This is a genomic window from Aliiroseovarius sp. B-4 (assembly GCF_056857795.1).
Genome location: NZ_JBSXNV010000031.1, coordinates 183,889 through 206,561, shown reverse-complemented (window position 1 = coordinate 206,561; position 22,673 = coordinate 183,889). Strand labels below are relative to the sequence as shown.

The window sequence follows — 22,673 nt, the reverse complement described above, 5'->3', positions numbered from 1 at the left end:
GCCTCTTGCCCCGCGCCTGCACCTGCCCTAGAAGGCCAGAAGATCACGAAACACGGGAAATGAGCACATGCTGGATCATCTCGCCTATGAACCCCCTGCACCAAAAGTCATCGCCGGGGCCAAAGACGATTGGGAACTGGTTATCGGGATGGAAATCCACGCGCAGGTCAGCTCGAATTCCAAACTGTTTTCCGGTGCATCGACCACATTCGGCGCCGAACCAAACTCGAATGTCGCCTTCGTGGATGCCGCCATGCCCGGCATGTTGCCCGTGATCAATGAATATTGCGTGGAACAAGCGGTGCGCACCGGGCTGGGCCTTAAGGCGGAAATCAACCTGTTTTCCGCATTTGACCGCAAAAACTATTTCTATCCCGATCTGCCGCAAGGCTATCAGATCAGCCAGCTTTATCACCCGATCGTGGGTGAAGGCGAAGTGATCGTCGACATGGCACCCGGCGTTGCGCGCCGCGTGCGGATCGAACGCATTCACCTTGAACAGGACGCCGGCAAATCCGTGCACGACATGGATCCAAACATGTCCTTCGTGGACCTGAACCGCACTGGCGTCGCCCTGATGGAGATCGTCAGCCGCCCCGACATTCGTGGCCCGGAAGAAGCCGCCGCCTATGTTACCAAGCTGCGCCAGATCCTGCGTTATCTGGGCACCTGTGATGGCAACATGCAAAGCGGAAGCATGCGCGCCGATGTGAACGTGTCGGTCTGTCGTCCGGGACAATACGAGAAATACATGGAAACGCAGGATTTCGGACATCTGGGCACGCGCTGCGAGATCAAGAACATGAACTCCATGCGCTTCATTCAGGCCGCCATCGACTTTGAAGCCCGCCGCCAGATCGCCATTCTGGAAGATGGAGGCGAGATCACGCAGGAAACCCGCCTGTATGACGCCGACAAGAACGAGACACGGTCGATGCGGTCCAAGGAAGAAGCACATGACTATCGCTACTTCCCCTGCCCCGACCTGCTGCCGCTGGAGATCGAACAGGGCTGGGTCGATGACATCGCCAAAACTCTGCCTGAGCTACCGGACGAGAAGAAGGCGCGCTTCGTCACCAGCTTCGGCCTGTCCGAATATGACGCCAGCGTTCTGACCGCTGACGCGGAAAGCGCGACGTTCTTTGAAGCCGTCGCCGAAGGGCGCGACGGCAAGCTGGCCGCCAATTGGGTCATCAACGAATTGTTCGGCCGTTTGAAGAAAGAGGATCACGCGATCACCGACAGCCCGGTCGGCCCGGCGCAACTGGGCGCGATCATCGAGCTGATCACCAAGGGCGAGATTTCCGGCAAGATCGCGAAGGACCTGTTTGAGATCGTCTATACCGAAGGCGGCGACCCGGCGGAAATCGTCGAGGCGCGCGGCATGAAACAAGTCACCGACACCGGCGCCATCGAAGCCGCCGTGGACGAGGTGATCGCGGCCAACCCCGCACAGGTCGAAAAGGCCAAACAGAATCCGAAACTGGTCGGGTTCTTCGTCGGGCAGGTGATGAAAGCCACTGGCGGCAAGGCCAACCCGAAAGCGGTGAACGAGATCGTGACCGCGAAATTGGGGCTATAGATCAGCCCCGCCAAGGGCAGCCAGCCTGCCCTCAGGCGGATTTCCGCAAGCCGTTCAATCCTCTTTGGTAGCCCGGGCGCCGATCGTCTAGGGTGCGCCAGCCAGTTTTAAGGGAAACACGCCATGACCCAGTTCGAATACGAAGCCATCCCCGCCCCGCGCAAGGGCAAGAAGGCCCGCGGGATCAAAACCAGCGAAGACCGGTTTGCCAATGCAGTGACCGAACTGCTGAACGACATGGCCGCCGACGGCTGGGAGTATCTGCGCGCCGACACCCTGCCCAGCGAAGAGCGGTCCGGCTTCACCGGGCGCACGACGGTGTACCAGAACATCCTGGTGTTTCGTCGCGCGCTGGTGCTGGACGAAACCGTAGAGGCCGAGATTGCGGAAGCGCAGGGCACACCGGTTCGCCGCGCGCCGTCCATCGCCGCCCCCATCGATGCTGCGGACAGTCACAAGGCGCCGTCCCTGCCATCGGCGGAAGAAGCAAACACAGTCAGCGAACGCGCGCCGGCAATTTCGCGTCAGGAAACCTGATCGGGCGCGGCGGCTCAGCCCGCCACGTCCAGCGCCAGAGCGTGTATCTGCCCCACCAACTCGGGCCCCAGCGCGGCGTGAATCGCCCGGTGACGGGCCAGGCGCGACATCTCGCTGAAAATCGGCGCGCGGATCACGACACGGAAATGGCTTTGCCCACCATCCTGATAGCCTGCGTGCCCCCTGTGACTTTCGCTTTCATCAATGACTTCAAGATGTTGTGGTGAAAACGCCGCGTCCAACGCCTCGGAAATCTGCTCTGCCCTGTTCATTTCCTGCCCTTTTCCTCTTCAATCGTCTTGAAAATGCAGTAAACTCTCGGGTCCGAGTCGGAAAGAGTATTCCCATGCCCAACAACGATCCTTTTGGTTTTGATATGTCGGTTTCGGCCGCCAAGAAAAAGAACCCGCGCGGCAAGCGTGGGATGTCTGGCGCGTTCGAAACCTCGAAACGGGTGTGTGAACACGACGGGTGTCAGGAACAGGGCCAATACCGCGCGCCGCGCTCGCCCGATCATCTGGACGAATTCAAGTGGTTCTGCAAAGACCACGTGCGGGAATATAATCTGAAGTGGAACTTCTTCGAGGGTGCCCCCGAAAATGAAGTCCATGAACAGTTCGAGAAGGATCGGGTGTGGGAGCGCGAAACCAAGCCGTTCGGCTCGAAGGATGAACAACGGGCCTGGGCGCGCCTGGGCGTCGATGACCCGCATCAGGTGCTGGGCGAGAACGCCACGCGCAACCCCGGCAAGTCGATCACAGGCACCCGAAAACTGCCCCCGACCGAACGTCGTGCGGTCGACATTCTGGAGGCCAAGGATCACTGGACCAAGGCCGAGATTCGCAAAGCCTATAAGAAGCTGATCAAGGTGCTGCACCCTGACATGAACGGCGGCGACCGGTCGCAGGAAGAGCAGTTGCAGCAGGTCGTCTGGGCGTGGGATCAGATCAAGGAAAGCCGCAGCTTCAAGTAGGGCACCGCCGAACTAGGTTGCACGAGGGGTAAAGGGGCGTTGCCCCTCTGCGCGTTGCGCATTCACCCCAGGATATTTTGGGCCAGAAGAAACAACGGGAGGTGGTCGAACCAGTTCCGGGATGTTTCTATGGCCAGCGTGTTCTGACGCCGCGAATCTCGGCCACTTCCCCTTGCACCCCTTTCATACATCGGGCATCAAAGTCGGGTTGCGACGCGCGAGGCAGAAGGAACTACGCAGATGGCTGACGGCACACAGGATATGAACGCAAAACCCACCGAAGAAATCTCGGTCCGCGAGGTCTTCGGGATCGACAGCGACATGCATGTCAAAGCGTTCGCGGATCGCAACAGCCGCGTGCCTGAAATTGACTCGACCTACAAGTTTGATCCCGACACGACGTTGGCAATTCTTGCAGGGTTTTCACACAATCGTCGCGTGATGATCCAAGGCTATCACGGCACCGGGAAATCGACCCATATCGAACAGGTTGCCGCCCGTCTGAACTGGCCCGCCGTGCGCGTGAACCTTGACAGTCACATCAGCCGGATCGACCTGATCGGCAAGGATGCGATCAAACTGAGAGACGGGATGCAAGTCACCGAGTTTCAGGAAGGCATCCTGCCCTGGGCGCTGCGCAACCCGACCGCGATTGTGTTCGACGAATATGATGCCGGCCGTGCGGACGTGATGTTCGTCATTCAGCGAGTGTTGGAGCATGACGGTAAGCTGACGCTGCTGGACCAGAACGAGGTGATCACCCCGCACCCGTCCTTCCGGCTGTTTGCGACCGCGAACACCGTGGGTCTGGGCGACACGACCGGTCTGTATCACGGCGTGCAACAGATCAACCAGGCGCAGATGGACCGTTGGTCACTGGTGGCCACGTTGAACTATCTGAGCCATGACGCGGAAACCAACATCGTGCTTGCGAAGAACCCGCTTTTGAACACCGAGAAGGGCCGCAAGACCGTCAGCCAGATGGTGACGGTCGCTGACCTGACCCGCACGGCCTTCATGAACGGCGATCTGTCGACAGTGATGAGCCCCCGCACCGTGATCAACTGGGCGCAAAACGCGCATATTTTCCGTTCGGTCGGCTATGCGTTCCGCCTGTCCTTCCTGAACAAATGTGACGAGCTTGAACGCCAGATCGTGGCCGAGTTCTATCAGCGTTGTTTTGACGAGGAACTGCCGGAGAGCGCCGTGAGCATGAGCTTGGGGTGAGGCGCCTGTTACTCATAGCGTTCTGCCTGTCGGGGTGCCAAACAATTGGGACTCCGCAATCTACGTCAATGCCAAGTGCGATTGCCGCCATCCCATCTGACCAAAACCCACGATGCTTCATTACTCGTGTTGTTGACGGCGACACCGTCAAAATGACCTGTGGCGCGGGCGAAAGATCTGTACGTCTTATGGGATTTGATACACCGGAAACGTTCCAGCCCGGTTGTTTTGCTGAAAGAGCCCTTGGAACCAGGGCGGCGAACTATCTCAGACGGAGACTGCGAGACGCCAATGAAGTTCAGCCCCGCGTTAAAGGACAAGATAAGTACGACCGGACCCTTGTTGCATTGTCATTGGACGGCAAGCCGCTTGATCGCATCATGGTCGAAGCAGGGTTTGCTGTATACTACACTGGTGGCAAACGCATCAATTGGTGTTCCCGTTTAGGACACGTATCATGAAAAAACCCACCGACAACCCTGCTGATCCGTTCAAGAAAGCGCTGGCCGAGGCGACGAAGACGCTTGCAGATGAGCCGGAACTGTCGGTCAGCTTCACGGTGGACCCGTCGGGGGTGACGAAAGACGCGATGCGGCTGCCACAGGTCACGCGGCGGATGACGCGGGACGAGGTGTTGTTGGCACGCGGCACGGCGGATGCATATGCGATGAAGCTGCGCTATCACAACGAGGCGACCCATGCGAAATACGCGCCCGCCAGCGGTATGGCTCGTGAAATCTATGAGGCGATGGAAACCGCCCGTTGCGAGGCGATGGGCGCGCGCGATATGCCGGGCACGGCGGGCAATATCGACGCCAAGATCGAAACCGACGCGATGCGCGCGGGCTTTGACCAGATCACTGCCACTGCTGATGCTCCGCTGGCGACGGCAGCGGGATACCTCATGCGGCACTTGGCGACGGGGCGCGATATGCCCCCTGCTGCGTCCAATGTGATGAACCTGTGGCGCGACTTCATCGAAGGTCAGGCAGGCGATCATCTGGACGATCTGGGTGAAAAACTGAACGATCAGACGGCTTTTGCCCGCTTCGCTCGTCAGATCATCGAAGATCTGGGCTATGGCGATCAGTTGGGCGACGACCCGGACAACGAAGACGACCAGTCCGAGGATGACGCCGAGCCGGACGAGGATCAGGCCGAGGACGACGAACAGAACGAGCAATCCCAAGAGGATGAAGAGGCCGAGGCCGACCCCGAACGCTCGCAAGACGATCAGATGGATCAGTCCGAGGCGCAGGTGTCTTTGGATGACATGGCCGAGGACGAGTTAAGCGACGAGGCGGAGATGCCCGAAGCGGATGCCCCGCTGGAACCACCCTCGCCGCCGCCTGCATCCGATGCGGACCCGAACTACCTTGTCTACAACAACGAACATGATGAAGAGATCATGGCCGAGGATCTGGCCGAACCGGCCGAGTTGGAACGGCTGCGTGCCTATCTGGATCAGCAGTTGGAACCACTCAAGGGCGCGGTCAGCCGGTTGGCCAACAAGTTGCAGCGGCGTCTGCAAGCGCAGCAAAACCGGTCGTGGTTGTTTGATCTGGAAGAGGGCATTCTTGACGCAGGGCGCTTGGCGCGCGTCGTCGCCAACCCCACAACTCCCCTGTCGTTCAAGCAGGAAAAGGACACCGAGTTCCGCGATACCGTGGTCACATTGCTGCTGGACAACTCCGGCTCGATGCGGGGGCGTCCGATTTCCATTGCGGCGATCTGTGCCGACGTCTTGGCGCGCACGCTGGAACGCTGCCAGGTGAAGGTCGAGGTGCTGGGCTTCACAACACGTGCCTGGAAGGGCGGGCTGGCGCGTGAGAAATGGTTGGCCGATGGTCGTCCGCAACAACCCGGTCGTCTGAACGATCTTCGCCACATCATCTACAAGAAGGCCGACGCGCCGATGCGGCGGACGCGTGACAATCTGGGCCTGATGATGAAGGAAGGTCTGCTCAAGGAAAATATCGACGGTGAGGCGCTGGAATGGGCGCATCGTCGGATTACCGCCCGGCCCGAACAACGAAAGATCCTGATGGTGATTTCCGACGGGGCGCCGGTCGACGATTCAACCTTGTCGGTCAACCCCGCGAATTATCTGGAAAAACACCTGCGCGACGTGATCGCCATGGTCGAGAAACGCAAACAGGTCGAACTGTTGGCAATCGGGATCGGCCATGACGTAACGCGGTATTATGACCGCGCTGTCACCATCACCGATGTCGAACAACTGGCCGGCGCAATGACCGAACAGCTTGCGTCGCTGTTTGATTCCGATCCGCGCGCGCGGGCACGTCTGCTGGGCATAAAGAAGGTCAGCTGACCCCCTTTCCACTGGCTGCATTTCACGGCATGTTGCGCGCATTGTCGGCCATCAGGTCGCGCGCGCCCTTTCCTGATCACCCCGGAAATCGGAGAATGTTCATGTTTCAATCGTTTGACACCACCGCTGATCCATCGCATGGGCCAGTTCGGTTGGAGCGTTTGCGCCGTGCGATGGCCATGAAGGGGCTGGACGGTTTCATCATTCCGCGTGCCGACGCCCATCAAGGCGAATATGTCGCCGCCTGCGATGCACGTTTGCGCTGGTTGACGGGCTTCACCGGATCGGCCGGGTTCTGTATTGCGTTGAAAGATCACGCAGCAATTTTCGTGGATGGACGCTATCGCACTCAGGTGCGCGCGCAGGCCGATATGGAGGCGTTTACCCCGGTTCACTGGCCTGAAACTCTGCCCGGACCGTGGCTGAAGGACACGCTGGCGGGCAAGGCCGCTAAGGTCGGATTTGACCCGTGGTTACACACCAAATCTGAGATAGAGACAATCGAGAAAGCGTTGGACGGCACGCGGGTCGCGCTTGTCCCGACCGATAATCTGGTTGATCGGATATGGGATGATCGCCCCCCTGCGCCCAATGGCAAGATCATCGATCAACCTATTGAATTTGCAGGGATGACCAGTGCCGACAAGCGCTCGGAACTGGCCGATGGGCTGTTGTCGGCGGGGCAGAAATCCTGCGTGATGACCCTGTCAGACAGCATCGCATGGATGTTGAATATTCGCGGCGATGACCTGCCCTGCATTCCCGTGGTGCAGGGGTTCGCGATCTTGGGTGACGACGGCTCGGTCGCGTTTTTCACCACCGAGGGGCGCGCGGTCGAGGCGCAATTGGACAAGGATGTTTCGCTGCACCCGGTCAAAGATTTCGCGAGCCACCTGAAAACCCTCGATGGCCCCGTTCGCGTTGACAAGGCGACCGCCCCGCTGGCTGTCTCGCAAATTCTTGACAAGGCAGGCATCGCTGTCGATTGGGGTGGCGATCCGGCGATCTTGCCCAAGGCGCAGAAGAACCCGACAGAGTTGAAAGGCGCGCGCGAGGCGCATTTGCGCGATGCCGCAGCCGTCGTTGAATTCCTTGCCTGGTATGACACCGAGGACAAAACCTCGTTGACCGAGATTGATCTGGTCAAGACACTGGAGGAAAAACGCCGCGCGTCAAACGCGCTGCTGGATATTTCGTTCGAGACGATAGCCGGGGCCGGTCCGAACGGGGCCATCATGCACTACCGTGTGACCGACGAGACCAACCGCCCCCTTGCCCCCGGCGATCTGGTGGTGCTGGACAGCGGCGCGCAGTATCGGGACGGGACCACTGACATCACCCGAACCTTGCGTGTCGGTGATGTAGGAGAAGAGGAAAAGCGCTGTTATACCCGTGTCTTGCAGGGCATGATTGCCTTGTCACGCGTCTATTTCCCCAAGGGGCGGACCGGGCGCGATCTGGACCCGATCGCACGCTATCCGCTGTTTGCAGCGCATCAGGATTTCAACCATGGCACCGGGCACGGCGTAGGTGCCTATCTGTCTGTGCATGAAGGACCGCAACGGTTCAACGCGATCTCGGATGTCGAGCTGTTGCCTGGGATGATCTTGTCGAATGAACCGGGGTATTACCGCGAAGGGGCGTTTGGTATTCGGCTGGAAAACCTGATCGTCGTGGAAAAGGCAACCTGCCCCACGGGTGGTGACGCCGAGCGTGACATGCTGTCGTTCGAGACATTGACCTTCGTCCCTGTCGACCGTCACCTTGTGATCCCCGAGATGTTGTCGGGCGAAGAACGTGCCTGGCTCAACGACTACCACGCGACTTGCGTCGAAAAGCTGACGCCGTGGCTTGATGACGCTACGTTGCGGTGGCTGAAATCGACCTGTGCGCCGATTTGACACGCGACCTTTAGATAATTTCTGATATTGTTCCGCGCGAGGAACCTGCAAATCGAGGATGACCATGGCTGACCAAATCAAGATCCGCCCCGCCGAGGGGAAATGGACCGTTCGTGCAGGTGGGGCGGTGCTGGGCGAAAGCCAATCCGCGCTTGAAGTGATCGAGGGCAATCGTGCCCCGGTGATCTACTTCCCAAAGAGTGACGTGGCGATGGCGTTTCTGGACAAAAGCGACACGATCACCACCTGCCCCTATCGCGGCGAAGCGCGGCATTACTCGATCCAGACGAAATCGACGGTGATCGAGGATGCAGGCTATATGTATGATGCCCCGGTAGAGGGGTTGTCCGAGTTGAAAGACCATCTTGCCTTTTACGCCGACAAAGCAACCATTGCCCGCACCTGACTGTCAGATCGCAGCGGCCTGCTTAGTCCGCCGTCGGGATCGAGACAATGCCCCCACCCACGGCGGCAGCGACTCCTGTTGTGGTCGGCGCTGACGTGGTCAGCCCCCGTGCCACCCGCACAGCAAGATAGGCAAAGGCTTGCGCTTCCAGCATGTCACCATCCAACCCGGTGGTGTCGATATCTTCGACCGGCATGGGCAATCGAGCGCGAAGTTCAGCCATCAACGCCGCATTGCGACGCCCACCACCTGTCACCAACACACGCGCAGGCGGGGTCGGACAATGCTCCATCCCGCGCGCGACAGCGGCTGCGGCGCAGGCAGTCAGCGTGCGCAGGGCGTCGGCGTCCGACAAATCTTCGACCATCGCGGAAAGATCCGGAAAGTCATTTCTGTCCAGTGACTTGGGGGGCATACGGTGGAAATAGCGGTGGCCGAGAAACAGATCGACAACCTGAGTTTTTGTCGCACCCGACAGTGCCAGTCGCCCGCCCTCGTCATGTGATTTGCCACGCCTTTTCTGCATCAGATCATCCATTGGCGCATTGGCGGGGCCCGTGTCAAAGGCAAGACAGGCACCTGCGGCATCGGGTGCGCGACGCGACGGATCGACCCATGTCACATTGCCAACGCCACCCAAATTCAGAAAAACCAAAGGCGCGTCCGCCTTGATGAACCGCGCGCAGGCGTGGTGAAAAAACGGCGCAAGCGGCGCGCCTTCGCCGCCCAGCTTCACGTCGGCACTGCGGAAATCCCACACCACCGGCAGCCCGACGGACTGCGCCAGTGCCTGTCCGTCGCCCGCCTGATGGGTGCCCTGGCCTTGCGGGTCATGGGCGAAGGTTTGGCCGTGAAAGCCCAGAAGCACGGGGGCCGGGTCGTTCTGCATCAGTTCGGTGATAGCAGCCCTGTGAACGGTTTCAACGATATCAGCTGCGGCGGGCACCTCGGGCGCGTCCTGCCATTTGCCCAAAGCGCGTCGCAAGATATTGCGTTCAGCATCGGAATAGGGATGAAACGTGGTTGGACCAAACCTTGTAATCACATCGCCATCGGTCTCGACCAGTGCAGCATCGACCCCATCCAAAGACGTGCCGGACATGCAGCCCATCGCCCAGGCCGGTCCATGCCCCAAACATGCGCGCAACGCGCCCTTGTCGATGGTTTTCAACACGCTCTTTTCCTTTTCCCGCCCCCCGTCTATATGGGGGGTTCAACGATCAGGATGGACCAAAAGAACATGACCTACCACCCAAAATCCGACTTCATGCGTGTGATGATCGAGCGCGGCTTTCTGGCCGACTGCACCGATTATCAGGCGCTGGATGATGCGCTGATTGCGGGGGTTGTTCCGGCCTATATCGGCTATGACGCGACAGCGCAGTCGTTGCATGTGGGTCATTTGATGAACATCATGGTGCTGCGCTGGTTGCAAAAATGCGGCCACAAGCCGATCACCCTGATGGGTGGCGGTACGACCAAGGTGGGCGACCCATCGTTTCGGTCGGACGAACGCCCCCTGCTCGGTCCTGACCAAATCGCGTCCAATATCGCGGGCATGAAGCAGGTATTTGTGAAGTATCTGACCTATGGCGACGGAGAAACCGACGCGATCATGCTGGACAATGCCGAATGGCTGGACGGGCTGAATTACCTCGATTTCCTGCGCGATATCGGGCGTCATTTCTCGGTCAACCGGATGTTGTCGTTTGAAAGCGTGAAGTCGCGTCTGGACCGCGAGCAGAGCCTGTCTTTCCTCGAGTTCAACTACATGATCCTGCAAGCCTATGATTTCCTTGAGCTGAACCGCCGCTATGGCTGTCTGTTGCAGATGGGCGGATCGGACCAGTGGGGCAATATCGTGAACGGGATCGACCTGACCCGCCGGGTGCTGGACCAAGAGATTTACGGTATGACGACGCCGCTTTTGACCACCTCGGACGGGCGGAAGATGGGCAAAAGCCAGGGCGGTGCGATCTGGCTGAATGGTGACATGCTCAGCTCTTACGAATTCTGGCAATTCTGGCGCAACACGACCGATGCGGACACCGGCAAGTTCCTGAAAATCTTCACCGAATTGCCGGTCGATGAATGCGACCGCCTGGGCGCGCTGGAAGGGGCCGAGATCAACGAGGCAAAGATCATCCTGGCCAATGAGGTCACGACCTTGCTGCACGGCGCGGATGCTGCCAAGGCCGCCGAGGCTACGGCGCACGAAGTGTTCGAGAAAGGGGGCGCAGGTGATGATCTGCCGACCCTGACGCTGAGCCCGATCGATTTGGGCGACGGGATGTCGATTGTCCAGTTGTTCGTCAAATCCGGGCTGGCGAAATCCGGCAAGGACGCGAAGCGCCTGATTTCCGAGAACGGGGCCAGAGTGAACGACGAAGCGCTGACAGATCCCGGGCGGATGGTTGTTGCCGGTGATCTGGGCCAACCAATGAAACTGTCGGCGGGCAAGAAACGCCACGCGCTTGTGGTGCTTGAGGGCTGACCCTGCGACGACCTTTGCCTTGTACGTACGGTCTGACGGGATGCGCGCGCGCCTTTCGACGACCTGCGTCCGTGCGCCAAACGATTTCCTGATCTGACGCGAATATGCTATTCTTCCTCCGTTCAGTTCCGGGGGAGGGACGGGATGTCGACGTTCAAAAGGGTAATGGCCCGTTGGGCATGGGCAGCGGCACTTGGTCTGGCGGGGAGTGCCTTCGCCGGGGTCGTCACTGCCCAAGACCGCATCGCCGAGCCGTTCCTGCGCACCTATGCCGCGGCCCGATCAGCGCCCACCATCGCCGAGGAGGGCGGCTGGCGCACGATCCGGGTGGAATACTGGAGCAAGGCAATCTTTTCCTTCACCTTTAATGTCGAAAAGGAAGTCTGCCAGTTCCTGATCTGGCTATCCGATGCCGAGGACGATTTTCCCAACAAGATCATTGATTTCGATTGCGATGGAACGGCAGACAGGATCAAGACCTTCGCGGACAAAGAGTTTCAGAGCCGTCCCCTGACCGATTTCGAAACCCGCGTCTATGCCTATTTCCTGCCCCGTGCCGCCGCGAGCTTCGAGGCGGCAAGCCTGATCAAGTCCTACAACCCGCAACCGAAACTGGCGCTGGTTCCGGACCCGAAGATCATGCAGGAGAACCGGGGGTTGTTGCAGGAAATCGCGGATGCCGCCACAAGCAGTTCCCTGATGGGCAACCCGGAACACTCCAAGACCCTGAAACCGAACGACCGGCTGTTCAAGATCTTCGTCAATAGCGGGGGCAAGGAAGGTGGAGCGACGCTGAGTTTCTTCGCGGAAAAGACATCGGGACGGTCGCTGCGGTCCTGCACCGTTGATTACGAAGATCCGACCAATGACGTGATTTTTTTGGACAAGACCTGTGACAGCATTTTCGAATATGCGTCGGAGAACGGCAAGGGGCGAAAGCTGGCCGTCGCGGGCATGGAGGGCGTGATCAAAGGCGTGTTGCTGGATATCGCGCGGTTTGCGCGCGTGGCCAACGAGTATTTCAGCCTGAACTGAGCGCAGGGGCAGTTTGCCGGCGGGTTGGGTCGGCTTTCGGTGGCGTTCGGTGGCTCACGATGTGAGCCTGAGGGGCGCTGCCCCTTCGGTCCAAATCGTGGATTTGGCCCTACCCCGGGATATTTCGCGCCAGAAGAAGCACTTAAAAAGCCGGGGGGGTGGTCAAGGTGAATTGTCGTTTGCCCAGGTGGCGGCTAGGTTGTGGCAAAACACAGGACCGATGTGCCATGACGCCGTTCAATCCCCATCTTGCCGCCACCGTTCCCCCCCCTGTCATGGACGCACGGCGTTGGGTCGCGGGCAAGGTGTTCAGCGCGGACAAGCCGCTGATCAATGTCAGTCAGGCCGCGCCCGTCGACCCTCCGCCAGACGCGATGCGGCAGGCCATGGCCGACGCCGTCTTGCGACAGACCGATGTGCACCTATACGGCCCGGTGTTGGGATTGCCGGCGCTTCGGTCGGAACTGGCCTTTAACATCACGCGCCATTACGGCGGTCGTGTAGAGGGCGATAATATCGCCATCACCTCGGGTTGCAATCAGGCGTTCTGCGCGGCGATTTCCACGTTGGCGGCACCGGGGGATGAGATCATCGTGCCGACGCCATGGTATTTCAACCATAAAATGTGGCTTGATATGGCGGGAATCAACGCGGTTCCGCTGGCGACGGGGGGCGATCTGGTGCCCGATGCAGAAGCCGCCGAGACTCGGATCACCGCGCGCACCCGCGCCATCGTTCTGGTCACGCCCAACAATCCGACCGGGGTTGAATATCCGCCATCGGTGATTTCAGCGTTTCGCGATCTGTCCCGTCGCCGCGGGATCGCCCTGATCATCGACGAAACCTATCGCGATTTTCATTCTCAACCCGGCGCGCCGCATGATCTGTTTGTCGATCCCGACTGGGACGATACGGTGATCCACCTTTACAGCTTCTCGAAATCCTATCGGCTGACGGGGCATCGCGTCGGGGCGATTGTGACCGCGCCCAAGCGGTTGGCGGAGGTCGAGAAATTTCTGGACACCGTCACCATCTGCCCTGCGCAGCTTGGCCAACATGCCGCCCTGTGGGGATTGCGCAATCTGGACGATTGGCTTGGGGCGGAGCGTGAAAAGATACTCGCACGGGCCGCCGCGATGCGCGCGGGTTTTGTGCCCCTGACCGAGCAAGGCTGGCGCCTGATGGGCTGCGGTGCTTATTTTGCCTATCTGCACCACCCGTTTGACCTGCCGTCGGACAAACTGGCGCGGGCGTTGGTGGACCAGTGCGCCATCCTTGCCCTGCCCGGCACCATGTTCACACCTGTGGGGGACGCCGACGGGGCAAAGCAGATGCGCGTGGCCTTTGCAAATATCGACGAGGCCGGCATCGCAGAGGTGCAAAAGCGGCTGGCCGCTTTCCGTCCTTGACCGAGTCGCATCAACAGATATTGGCATTCCCGGCTGGCTCACCTAAAACCCTTGCAAACAGGTGGTAAAAGGAACACGCGCATGGCAACCGGCAAGACATCCCGCACTTTCGGCTGGATCCTGATGGGTCTGGTGATGGTGGGGCTCGTGGGGTTTGGCTCGACCAATTTCGGCGGCTCGGTCCGCACGGTTGCTACCGTGGGCGACACCGAAGTGGATGCCAACCGGTATCTGCGCGAGTTGCAATCGGAAATGAATGCCTTTCAGGCTGAAACCGGACAGCGTCTGACCATGGAAATGGCGCGCGGTTTTGGGCTGGATCAGCAAGTGTTGGCGCGTGTCATCGCCACAGCCGCGCTGGAGAATGAAACTGCACGGTTGGGTATTTCGGTCGGCGATGCGCAGTTGCGCGACCGGATCGTCGATATTCCGGCCTTCAAAGGCGTCGATGGAAAGTTTGACCGCGAGGGCTATACATTCGCGTTGGAGCAATCGGGGCTGACCGCGTCCGAGTTCGAAAAAAGTCTGCGCGACGAGGTCAGTCGCCAGATTTTACAAGCCGCAGTGGTCAATGGTGTGGCGACCCAGCCTGTCTATGTGGATATGCTTTATGGATATGCACGCGAGACACGTGATTTTACTTGGGCGACGCTTCCGATGGATCAGCTGACCACCCCGGTGCCGATCCCGACCGAGGACGAGTTGACCGCCTATTACGACGCACGCCCACAGGATTTCACGCTGCCGGAAACCAAGGTTATCACCTATGCATGGATGAACCCGGAAGATGTCATCCCGACAATCACGGTGGACGAAGCGCAAATTCGCGCGCTGTATGACGAGCGTGCTTCTGAATATCTGGTGCCGGAACGCAGGATGGTCGAGCGGTTGGTGTTCGGCACCACCGAGGACGCTCAGGCTGCCGCTGATGCGATCGCAGCGGGTGAAAAAACATTCGAAGACCTTGTGGCCGAACGCAATCTGCAACTGTCCGATATTGATCTTGGCGACCTGCCGAAAGACGAACTCGACGCGGCTGGCGACGCGGTGTTTGCGCTGACCGAGCCAGGCGTAACGGGGCCGCATGACAGCGACTTTGGCCCTGCCCTGTTTCGCATGAACGCAATTCTTGAAGCGCGCGAGACGAGCTATGAGGAGGTGCGCGAAGACCTGCATGGCGAATTGGCCGCAGATGCGGCGCGTCGTCTGATCAGCAACATGGTGACTGAGCTTGACGACCAGATCGCCGGTGGCGCAACGATTGAGGAGATTGCGAAAAGCAACAATATGCGTGTGGGCACGTTGAATTGGACCGCCGGGGACAGCGAAGGCATTGCCGCCTATGACGCCTTCCGCGAGGCTGCTGAGGCGGTCACGACGGAAGATTTTCCCGCGATCACGCTTTTGGAGGATGGCGGCGTCTTTGCGCTGCGACTGGACGCGCTTCAGGCCCCTCGCTTGCAAGAGCAGTCGGAAGTGGCCGAGGCTGTTCGGGCGGGGTGGGAAGCTGAAAAGAAGCTGACACTTTTGGCAGAACAGGCACGTGGGCTTATCCCACAGCTTGAGGGAGGGGAAACTCTGTCCTCGCTCGGCCTGACCGAAGTGATTGAAGAAGGGCAGACGCGCGACGCCTTTGTCGAAGGCACACCTGCGGATTTCATGGCTGTCGTGTTCGAGATGGAACAGGGCGACTGGCGCGTGCTGGAATCGGATGACAGCGTGGTTTTGGTCCGATTGGACGCGGTGCAAGCCGCTGATCAGGATAGCGAAGATGCAAAGGCACTGAAAGCGAGTTTCGCCGCCAGCACAGCGCAGGAAATCGCCTTGGATGTGGAAAACGCCTTTGCCCGCGCCGTTCAGGCCCGCGCCGGGATCGAGTTGAATCGCGCCGTCATCAACGCTGTAAACGCACAGTTCCAGTGACCCGCAAACAAGCGACCGGAAAGGAAACCTGATGGCTCTGACACCCTCGTTTGAGGATTTCGAAGCCGGTTGGAACGCCGGACGGAACCAAGTGCTCTACACCCGTCTGGCGGCCGATCTGGACACGCCGGTCAGCCTGATGTTGAAACTGACCGAGGCGCGGCGGGACAGTTTCATGTTGGAAAGCGTGACCGGAGGTGAAGTCCGGGGGCGGTATTCCATCGTCGGGATGAAGCCGGATCTGATCTGGGAGTGCCGGGGCGATCGCGCGCGGATCAACCGGCAGGCGCGGTTTGACGCCGAGGCGTTTGAGGATATGGCTGGCGACCCGCTGGACGCGTTGCGCGCGGTGTTGGCGGAAAGCCGGGTTGACCTGCCCGCCGACCTGCCCGCCGCATCCGCCGGCCTGTTTGGCTATCTGGGCTATGACATGATCCGACTTGTCGAGCATCTGCCAGACGTGAACCCCGACCCGCTTGGCCTGCCCGATGCGATGATGATGCGTCCGTCGGTGGTGGCCGTGCTGGATGGGGTCAAAGGCGACGTCACGCTTGTGTCGCCTGCCTTTGTGGACAGCGGCCTGTCGGCCAAGGCGGCCTATGCTCAGGCCGCCGAACGGGTGATGGACGCGTTGCGCGATCTGGACCGGGCCGCCCCCGCCGAAACACGCAATCTGGGCGAGGCGCGCGAACTTGGGCCCTTGGTGTCAAATTTCTCTAAGGCCGATTATCTGGCAGCGGTGGAAACAGCCAAGGATTATATCCGCGCCGGTGATATTTTTCAGGTTGTGCCCAGCCAGCGCTGGACACAGAATTTTCCCTTGCCCCCGTTTGCGCTCTATCGCAGCCTGCGCCGCACGAACCCGTCGCCTTTCATGTTCTATTTCAACTTTGGCGGCTTTCAGGTGGTGGGTGCGTCGCCGGAAATTCTGGTGCGCGTCTTTGACCGCGAAGTGACAATCCGCCCGATCGCCGGCACCCGCCCGCGCGGCACCACACCCGAGGAAGACAAGGCCTATGAGGCCGATCTGATGGCCGATCAGAAAGAGCTGGCCGAGCATCTGATGCTCTTGGATCTGGGGCGCAATGATGTGGGGCGTGTGGCCAAGATCGGCACGGTGCGCCCGACCGAAGAGTTCATCATCGAACGCTACAGCCACGTGATGCATATCGTGTCCAACGTGGTGGGCGAATTGCACGAGGATCAGGACGCATTGTCGGCGTTTTTCGCCGGAATGCCCGCCGGGACGGTTTCCGGAGCGCCAAAGGTGCGCGCGATGGAGATCATCGACGAATTGGAGCCGGAAAAGCGCGGCGTCTATGGCGGCGGCGTGGGGTATTTCAGCGCGGGTGGTGACATGGATATGTGTATCGCCTTGCGCACCGCCGTAGTGAAGGATGAGAAGCTCTATATTCAGGCCGGGGGGGGCGTCGTCTATGACAGCGACCCGATGGCGGAGTATGTAGAGACGGTGAACAAATCAAAAGCCATCCGGCGGGCGGCGGAAGATGCCGCGATGTTCACGGGTGGGGGAAACGGGTAAGGGCTGAGGGAAAGGGGCGTTGCCCCTCTGCGCGATGCGCATTCACCCCAGGATATTTGTTGCCAGAAGAAACAACAGCTCAGTTGCCCAGCATCCATGTGCCATCGGGCCAGAAGGCGTGAAAGGCAAAGGCGAACAGCACGTCATGGGGTACATCGCGACCCTGTGAGTCCCGCACGCGAATGGTGCCGACATCGCGGCCTTTGGCAATGCGCGCCGTGTCCAAAGCCGACGCTTGACCAGAGGTCCAGCTGATCGTCAGCCCGGCCTCGTCGATCCGGCCTGCCTTGGACAGGCGCGCCACTGGCCACGCGCGTTCACCAACACGAACGACGCGAGCCAGTGCAGGCACACCGTGAGGGGGGTTTTCGCCTGAAAAGAATGGGTATGGGCGGCTTCGGCTGTCATAGCCTGCATATGGGTTCTGGCCATATGGACGGCTTGCCGCGGGCTGATCCATGACCAATCCATCGGGGTTGCGCTTGGCGAATTCGGCCCAGCTTTCCATCCAGGCCGGAAGCTGTTCCAACTGCGATCCGGTGTGTAGTCCTACGATTCCTTCCCCAATGGCTTGTTGCCACCAGCTTTCGGTCTGGTGGTCATACATCACCATGTCCGAGTTTCTGAGCTTGCCCGTCACGCCGAAAGTCAGGGTCTGGCCCGCCACGCGGCGATCGAACACCAAGCCCGAGTTGCACAAGGGGCAAAAGGTCACGGCCACCGGAACCCCGCCGACGCGGTCATTCACGATCTCGTGCCAGGTCAGGTATCGCAGTGGATAGGCGCGGGGCGCGGCACCCTTCAATTCAAGCGTCAGCACTGGTTCGCGCGCACCCAGGCGCGTTTCGTCCCCGACATTCACGAATTTCGGGTCAGTCAACGCCGGGATGCCGTCGCGACCGGGCCCGCCGGACAGAATCTCGGACCAATCGTCGACATTTGTTCGGGTGAAATCGGTTTTTGGAAACTCGGAGACCCAGTTTTTCGGTTCGGCGCGCAATTCATGCGCCCAAAGACCAAGACTGATGGTGAGCACCGTCAGGATGATACGCATGGGGCCTCTCTTTCATGGGACTGTCCGAAGCTATCCTGACAGAGAAAGATGAGGCCCCATAGCCCCCTTCACAGGGGTTTGAGCGATCGTGCGCTGCGGTCAGTCGACCACGCGCGCTTCGGTGATCACATCGGGCTGGCTGGTGACAGCGCCATTCTGCCCCTCGCCACGTTTGATGGCATGGACCACATCCATGCCTTCGGTCACTTGGCCCACGACCGTATACTTTCCGTCGAGAAAGGGGCCAGGGGCGAACATGATGAAGAACTGACTGTTGGCAGAGTTCGGATTTTGCGACCGGGCCATGCCGACGGTGCCTTCCACGAAAGGAACCTCCGAGAACTCGGCCGGCAGATCGGGATAGCGCGATCCCCCCATCCCGGCACGGCTGGCATCATTGGTATCGACACGGCCAAATTCCACGTCGCCGGTCTGAGCCATGAAACCGTCGATCACCCGGTGAAACACCACATCGTCGTAAGCGCCTTCACGGGCCAGTTGGGCGATCCGTTCAACATGTTTCGGGGCCAGGTCGGGACGCAGCGTGATCACCACTGTGCCCTGTGCCTGCCCTGCGATGGACAGCTCCAGTTTGGGGGCATCACTCAACGCCGACAAATCAACTTCGGCCGGTTCACGTGGCCAGAGGGTATAGATCGCGTAGCCCACGACCATCGTAACGCCGGCGAGGAATGCGATCCAGAAGATCGTCCTGTCACGTTTGCCGTAGTCTTCAGACATCTGCCGCCACCTTGACCGAGATCATAACATCAGGCTCTGCTGGTGGCTCTCCACGGGTGATGGCGTCCACATGTTCCATGCCCGATGTAACGCGGCCATAGACAGTGTATTGTCCGTTCAGGAAATGGTTGTCCTTGAAGTTGATGAAAAACTGGCTGTTGGCCGAATTGGGGTTTTGCGATCTGGCGGCACCCAATGTCCCACGATCATGGGGCAGTTTCGAAAACTCGGCAGGCAGGTCGGGAAGCGACGAGCCGCCAGTGCCCGCACGGCGCAGGGTCATGGGGTCTTTGCCATTGGCCACGTCACCGGTTTGGGCCATGAAGCCTTCGATCACGCGGTGAAAGACAACGCCGTCATATTCGCCGGCACGGGCCAGTTCCTTCATCCGCTCGCTGTGTTTTGGGGCCACATCGGGCAGAAGTTCGATCACCACTGTGCCGCCTTTCAGCTCCATCACGATGGTGTTTTCGGGGTCTTTGTAATCGGCCATCTGGGCCTCCTTCCGGTTCGTCTGTTGGGTCTGCATTCGCGGGCCAACCTATGCCCCCACGGGGCAAGATGAAAGAGGCGACAGGCGCATTTTCATCACCATACCCGTTGACCCCGACCGGCTTTTGATGTGCAACTGCCCCGTAGCTGATGGAGGGACCAATGGCCTGGAAAACACTCGACGATATGGATCTGGACGGCAAGGTTGTGCTGACGCGCGTGGATATCAACGTGCCGGTCGAGGATGGGAAGGTCACGGATGACACCCGCATCCAACGTATCCTGCCGACGATACGCGATATTCTGGACGCTGGCGGCAAACCGGTCCTGCTGGCGCATTTCGGACGTCCCAAAGGTCAACGCGTGCCGGAAATGTCTTTGTCCGTGGTGCAACCGGCGCTGGAGGCTGCTTTGGGCAGCCCGGTCAAATTCGCCGAGGACTGCATCGGTGGCCCGGCCAAAAAGGCCGTCGCGGCGTTGCAGAGCGGCGAGGTTCTGTTGCTTGAGAATACGCGATTCCATGAGGGCGAAACCAAGAATGACGGTCTTTTCGCGGCATCACTGGCTGCACTTGGGAATGTCTATTGCAACGACGCGTTCTCGGCAGCGCACCGGGCGCACGCCTCGACCGAGGCATTGGCCCATTTGCTACCGTCTTGTGCAGGCCGGCTGATGCAGGCCGAATTGTCGGCGCTTGAATCCGCTTTGGGCGATCCCGAACGCCCACTGGTCGCAGTTGTTGGTGGGGCCAAAGTTTCCACGAAACTCGACCTGTTGGGCAATCTGGTGGGCAAGGTGAACCAATTGATCATCGGGGGGGGCATGGCCAACACGTTCCTTGCCGCGCAAGGGATTGATGTGGGCAAATCGTTGGCAGAACATGACATGGCCGATACCGCACGCGACATTCTTGCAAAAGCCGAGGATGAAGGCTGCGAAATCATCCTGCCTTCGGATGTTGTCGTGGCCCGTGAATTTGCGGCGGGTGCGGCAAATGAAACGGTTGCCGCGGATGCCTGCCCGCAGGATGCGATGATTCTTGACGCGGGGCCGGACACAGTGGCCCGCATCGCCGAAGTGTTTGACGCCGCAAAAACGCTGATCTGGAACGGCCCGCTTGGCGCGTTCGAGATCGAACCGTTTGATGCCGCCACCAATGCGGCCGCCAAGAAAGCCGCCGAACTATCGGCTGCGGGGCATCTTGTATCAGTCGCAGGAGGCGGCGACACGGTCGCCGCGCTGAACAAAGCCGATGCCGCCAAGGATTTCACCTATATCTCGACCGCAGGCGGTGCATTTCTGGAGTGGATGGAAGGCAAAGAGCTTCCTGGCGTGGCGGCTCTTTCCGAATAAACCGCTGAATTAACTTAGTTTTGAACCCCGCGCCACCACTGGCGGCGGGGTTTTCTTTTGCCTGATTTCTTGGCTTGACTATATCCTGAGTGTTTTAGTAGGTTATGGATATCAGCCAGTTGCCAGCGCGACCAGCCGGAGAACTGCGAGCGACAAATGCTCATCCGACAGGAGCGCAACAATGACCACCCCTTTCGAAGGCCCGCAACTGGCTCGAACCGACATTCCAACCCCGCTGCCCATCCTGCCAGGCCTGCGATCGCTGGCCACTTGGATCGAAGCCTGCCTTGAAGGAGACCACAGATGACCGCCCCCCTGCCCGCCTCGGCTTTTGACACGGCAAGCCAGACCACGCCGCCCACGCACGACGCATTGGACCTGACCGGATATGGCAAGAAGGCTCAAATCGTGCTGAACAACATGGTCTATACCCTGACGATCACGCGTGCGGGCAAGTTGATTTTGACGAAATAACCTGTGCAATGGCGCGTGCCTGGCTGCGATCCCGCGCGCCTCATTCCCTGCGCGCCAAAGCTGGGGGCAAGGCCCACGACCGTCTCATTCCGCCTTGCCCCCAACCTGATCTGACCGCCGCAATGTGAATTCTTCTTGTCTTCGTTAGCGCCAGCACAATTGCATGGTCCGGGCCAGTCCCCTAGAACAGGGGATACTCACCGGATTGAGACAGGACCGACATGCCAAACCAAGCACAAATGAATAAGATCAAAGCCAGACAGGGCTTTATTGCAGCACTTGACCAGTCGGGCGGCTCGACGCCGAAGGCTTTGCGCCTTTATGGCATCGAGGAAGATGCCTACTCCAGCGAGGCCGAGATGTTTGACCTGATCCACGCCATGCGCACACGTATCGCGCAGGCTCCGGCTTTCTCCGGTGACAAGGTGATTGGCGCGATCCTGTTTGAAATGACAATGGACCGCGAGATCGCAGGGAAACCCACCGCAACCTATATGTGGGAAGAGCGCGGCGTGGTGCCCTTCCTGAAGGTCGACAAGGGGCTGGCTGACGAAGAAAACGGCGTGCAACTGATGAAACCGATGCCCGATCTGGATGCGCTTTGCGCGCGCGCCGTGAAGGCGGGCGTGTTCGGCACCAAGATGCGCTCGGTCATCAATGCGGCCAACGCCGATGGCATCAGGGCCAATGTCGCGCAGCAATTCGACGTCGCAAAACAAATCATGACCCACGGTCTGGTGCCGATCATCGAGCCCGAGATCAACATCTCGATCTCGGACAAGGCGGCAGCGGAGGATCTGTTGCTGACCGAGTTGAAATCGCAACTCGATGCGCTTTCAGATGATCAAACTGTGATGCTGAAGCTGACCCTGCCCGAGACGCCGAACCAATACAGATCACTTGTGGATCACCCGCGCATTGCTGCCGTCGTGGCCCTGTCGGGCGGTTACAGCCGGGCCGAAGCCAATGCGCGGCTGAGCCAGAACACCGGTATGATCGCCAGTTTCTCACGCGCCCTGACCGAAGGACTGTCGGTCCAACAATCAGACGCAGAGTTCAACGCGACCATCGCGGACACGATCGACAGCATCTATCAGGCCTCGATCGCGGGCTGATCCAGCGACAAGTCTTGCATTGCGCCCGTGGCTCACGCTGCGGGCGTTTGCGTTTGAAATCCACCAGACCAGGTGCCGCCCG

At 59.7% G+C, this 22,673-nt stretch carries 22 protein-coding genes; 17 read left to right on the top strand and 5 right to left on the bottom strand.

Annotation, left to right across the window (positions count from 1 at the left end; translation table 11 throughout):
• Positions 1-67: 67 nt before the first annotated feature.
• A complete protein-coding gene (gene gatB / locus AC13C8_RS06040) occupies positions 68-1,582 on the top strand; it encodes an Asp-tRNA(Asn)/Glu-tRNA(Gln) amidotransferase subunit GatB (RefSeq protein WP_091430422.1) in 1,515 nt (504 codons plus the stop codon).
• 123 nt (positions 1,583-1,705) lie between these two features.
• Entirely contained in the window at positions 1,706-2,119 is a 414-nt protein-coding gene (locus AC13C8_RS06035) for a DUF4177 domain-containing protein (protein WP_091430423.1), read from the top strand.
• A 14-nt stretch (positions 2,120-2,133) separates the two neighbouring features.
• Here the strand turns inward: AC13C8_RS06035 and AC13C8_RS06030 are convergent, their stop codons facing one another.
• Positions 2,134-2,391, bottom strand: a complete 258-nt coding sequence (locus AC13C8_RS06030) for a BolA family protein (RefSeq protein WP_482846713.1) — start codon at positions 2,389-2,391, stop codon at positions 2,134-2,136.
• Between the two features lie 74 nt (positions 2,392-2,465).
• On the opposite strand from AC13C8_RS06030, the gene AC13C8_RS06025 reads away from it, so the two are divergent.
• The 6 genes from AC13C8_RS06025 to AC13C8_RS06000 all read left to right on the top strand — a co-directional run bounded on the left by AC13C8_RS06025 (position 2,466) and on the right by AC13C8_RS06000 (position 8,958).
• Entirely contained in the window at positions 2,466-3,092 is a 627-nt protein-coding gene (locus AC13C8_RS06025) for a J domain-containing protein (protein ID WP_091430427.1), read from the top strand.
• Between the two features lie 240 nt (positions 3,093-3,332).
• Positions 3,333-4,319, top strand: coding sequence for a cobaltochelatase subunit CobS (gene cobS, locus AC13C8_RS06020; protein ID WP_482846712.1), 987 nt, complete (start codon positions 3,333-3,335; stop codon positions 4,317-4,319).
• Between the two features lie 68 nt (positions 4,320-4,387).
• On the top strand, positions 4,388-4,780 hold the full coding sequence (locus AC13C8_RS06015; protein ID WP_482846711.1) for a thermonuclease family protein: 393 nt from the start codon (positions 4,388-4,390) through the stop codon (positions 4,778-4,780).
• The gene (cobT, locus tag AC13C8_RS06010) at positions 4,777-6,651 is read left to right on the top strand and encodes a cobaltochelatase subunit CobT (RefSeq protein WP_091430429.1); all 1,875 of its coding nucleotides are present in this window, start codon (positions 4,777-4,779) and stop codon (positions 6,649-6,651) included. Before AC13C8_RS06015 ends, cobT begins: the two co-directional genes overlap by 4 nt.
• A gap of 101 nt (positions 6,652-6,752) precedes the next feature.
• Positions 6,753-8,552 (top strand): aminopeptidase P family protein, encoded by a 1,800-nt coding sequence (locus AC13C8_RS06005; RefSeq protein ID WP_482846710.1) that lies wholly within the window; start codon positions 6,753-6,755, stop codon positions 8,550-8,552.
• Between the two features lie 64 nt (positions 8,553-8,616).
• A complete protein-coding gene (locus AC13C8_RS06000) occupies positions 8,617-8,958 on the top strand; it encodes a DUF427 domain-containing protein (RefSeq protein WP_091432357.1) in 342 nt (113 codons plus the stop codon).
• Positions 8,959-8,980: 22 nt separating this feature from the next.
• On the opposite strand, the gene AC13C8_RS05995 is transcribed toward AC13C8_RS06000, so the two are convergent.
• On the bottom strand, positions 8,981-10,069 hold the full coding sequence (locus AC13C8_RS05995; protein WP_482846759.1) for an anhydro-N-acetylmuramic acid kinase: 1,089 nt from the start codon (positions 10,067-10,069) through the stop codon (positions 8,981-8,983).
• Between the two features lie 129 nt (positions 10,070-10,198).
• On the opposite strand from AC13C8_RS05995, the gene tyrS reads away from it, so the two are divergent.
• The 5 genes from tyrS (at position 10,199) to trpE (ending at position 17,362) form a co-directional block, all read left to right on the top strand.
• Complete coding sequence (tyrS, locus tag AC13C8_RS05990) at positions 10,199-11,452, top strand: tyrosine--tRNA ligase (protein ID WP_482846709.1); 1,254 nt, start codon at positions 10,199-10,201, stop codon at positions 11,450-11,452.
• A 144-nt stretch (positions 11,453-11,596) separates the two neighbouring features.
• Positions 11,597-12,487, top strand: coding sequence for a hypothetical protein (locus tag AC13C8_RS05985; RefSeq protein ID WP_482846708.1), 891 nt, complete (start codon positions 11,597-11,599; stop codon positions 12,485-12,487).
• 227 nt (positions 12,488-12,714) lie between these two features.
• Positions 12,715-13,896 carry an aminotransferase gene (locus AC13C8_RS05980; RefSeq protein WP_482846707.1) on the top strand — a complete coding sequence of 394 codons (1,182 nt, stop codon included), beginning with the start codon at positions 12,715-12,717 and terminating at the stop codon, positions 13,894-13,896.
• Between the two features lie 81 nt (positions 13,897-13,977).
• On the top strand, positions 13,978-15,819 hold the full coding sequence (locus AC13C8_RS05975; protein ID WP_482846706.1) for a SurA N-terminal domain-containing protein: 1,842 nt from the start codon (positions 13,978-13,980) through the stop codon (positions 15,817-15,819).
• A 31-nt stretch (positions 15,820-15,850) separates the two neighbouring features.
• Positions 15,851-17,362 carry an anthranilate synthase component I gene (trpE, locus tag AC13C8_RS05970; protein WP_482846705.1) on the top strand — a complete coding sequence of 504 codons (1,512 nt, stop codon included), beginning with the start codon at positions 15,851-15,853 and terminating at the stop codon, positions 17,360-17,362.
• Positions 17,363-17,441: 79 nt separating this feature from the next.
• On the opposite strand, the gene AC13C8_RS05965 is transcribed toward trpE, so the two are convergent.
• The 3 genes from AC13C8_RS05965 to AC13C8_RS05955 all read right to left on the bottom strand — a co-directional run bounded on the left by AC13C8_RS05965 (position 17,442) and on the right by AC13C8_RS05955 (position 19,650).
• Positions 17,442-18,416 carry a DUF3179 domain-containing protein gene (locus AC13C8_RS05965; protein WP_091430440.1) on the bottom strand — a complete coding sequence of 325 codons (975 nt, stop codon included), beginning with the start codon at positions 18,414-18,416 and terminating at the stop codon, positions 17,442-17,444.
• 99 nt (positions 18,417-18,515) lie between these two features.
• Complete coding sequence (locus tag AC13C8_RS05960; RefSeq protein WP_482846704.1) at positions 18,516-19,157, bottom strand: peptidylprolyl isomerase; 642 nt, start codon at positions 19,155-19,157, stop codon at positions 18,516-18,518.
• Positions 19,150-19,650, bottom strand: coding sequence for a peptidylprolyl isomerase (locus tag AC13C8_RS05955; RefSeq protein WP_091432366.1), 501 nt, complete (start codon positions 19,648-19,650; stop codon positions 19,150-19,152). The genes AC13C8_RS05960 and AC13C8_RS05955 overlap by 8 nt, the downstream gene beginning before the upstream one ends.
• A 161-nt stretch (positions 19,651-19,811) precedes the next feature.
• On the opposite strand from AC13C8_RS05955, the gene AC13C8_RS05950 reads away from it, so the two are divergent.
• The 4 genes from AC13C8_RS05950 (at position 19,812) to AC13C8_RS05935 (ending at position 22,591) form a co-directional block, all read left to right on the top strand.
• The gene (locus tag AC13C8_RS05950) at positions 19,812-21,002 is read left to right on the top strand and encodes a phosphoglycerate kinase (protein ID WP_482846703.1); all 1,191 of its coding nucleotides are present in this window, start codon (positions 19,812-19,814) and stop codon (positions 21,000-21,002) included.
• A gap of 181 nt (positions 21,003-21,183) precedes the next feature.
• A complete protein-coding gene (locus AC13C8_RS05945; protein WP_281242449.1) occupies positions 21,184-21,309 on the top strand; it encodes a hypothetical protein in 126 nt (41 codons plus the stop codon).
• Positions 21,306-21,476 carry a hemin uptake protein HemP gene (gene hemP / locus AC13C8_RS05940; protein WP_482846702.1) on the top strand — a complete coding sequence of 57 codons (171 nt, stop codon included), beginning with the start codon at positions 21,306-21,308 and terminating at the stop codon, positions 21,474-21,476. The genes AC13C8_RS05945 and hemP overlap by 4 nt, the downstream gene beginning before the upstream one ends.
• A 239-nt stretch (positions 21,477-21,715) precedes the next feature.
• Positions 21,716-22,591, top strand: a complete 876-nt coding sequence (locus AC13C8_RS05935) for a fructose bisphosphate aldolase (protein WP_482846701.1) — start codon at positions 21,716-21,718, stop codon at positions 22,589-22,591.
• Positions 22,592-22,673 lie beyond the last annotated feature (82 nt).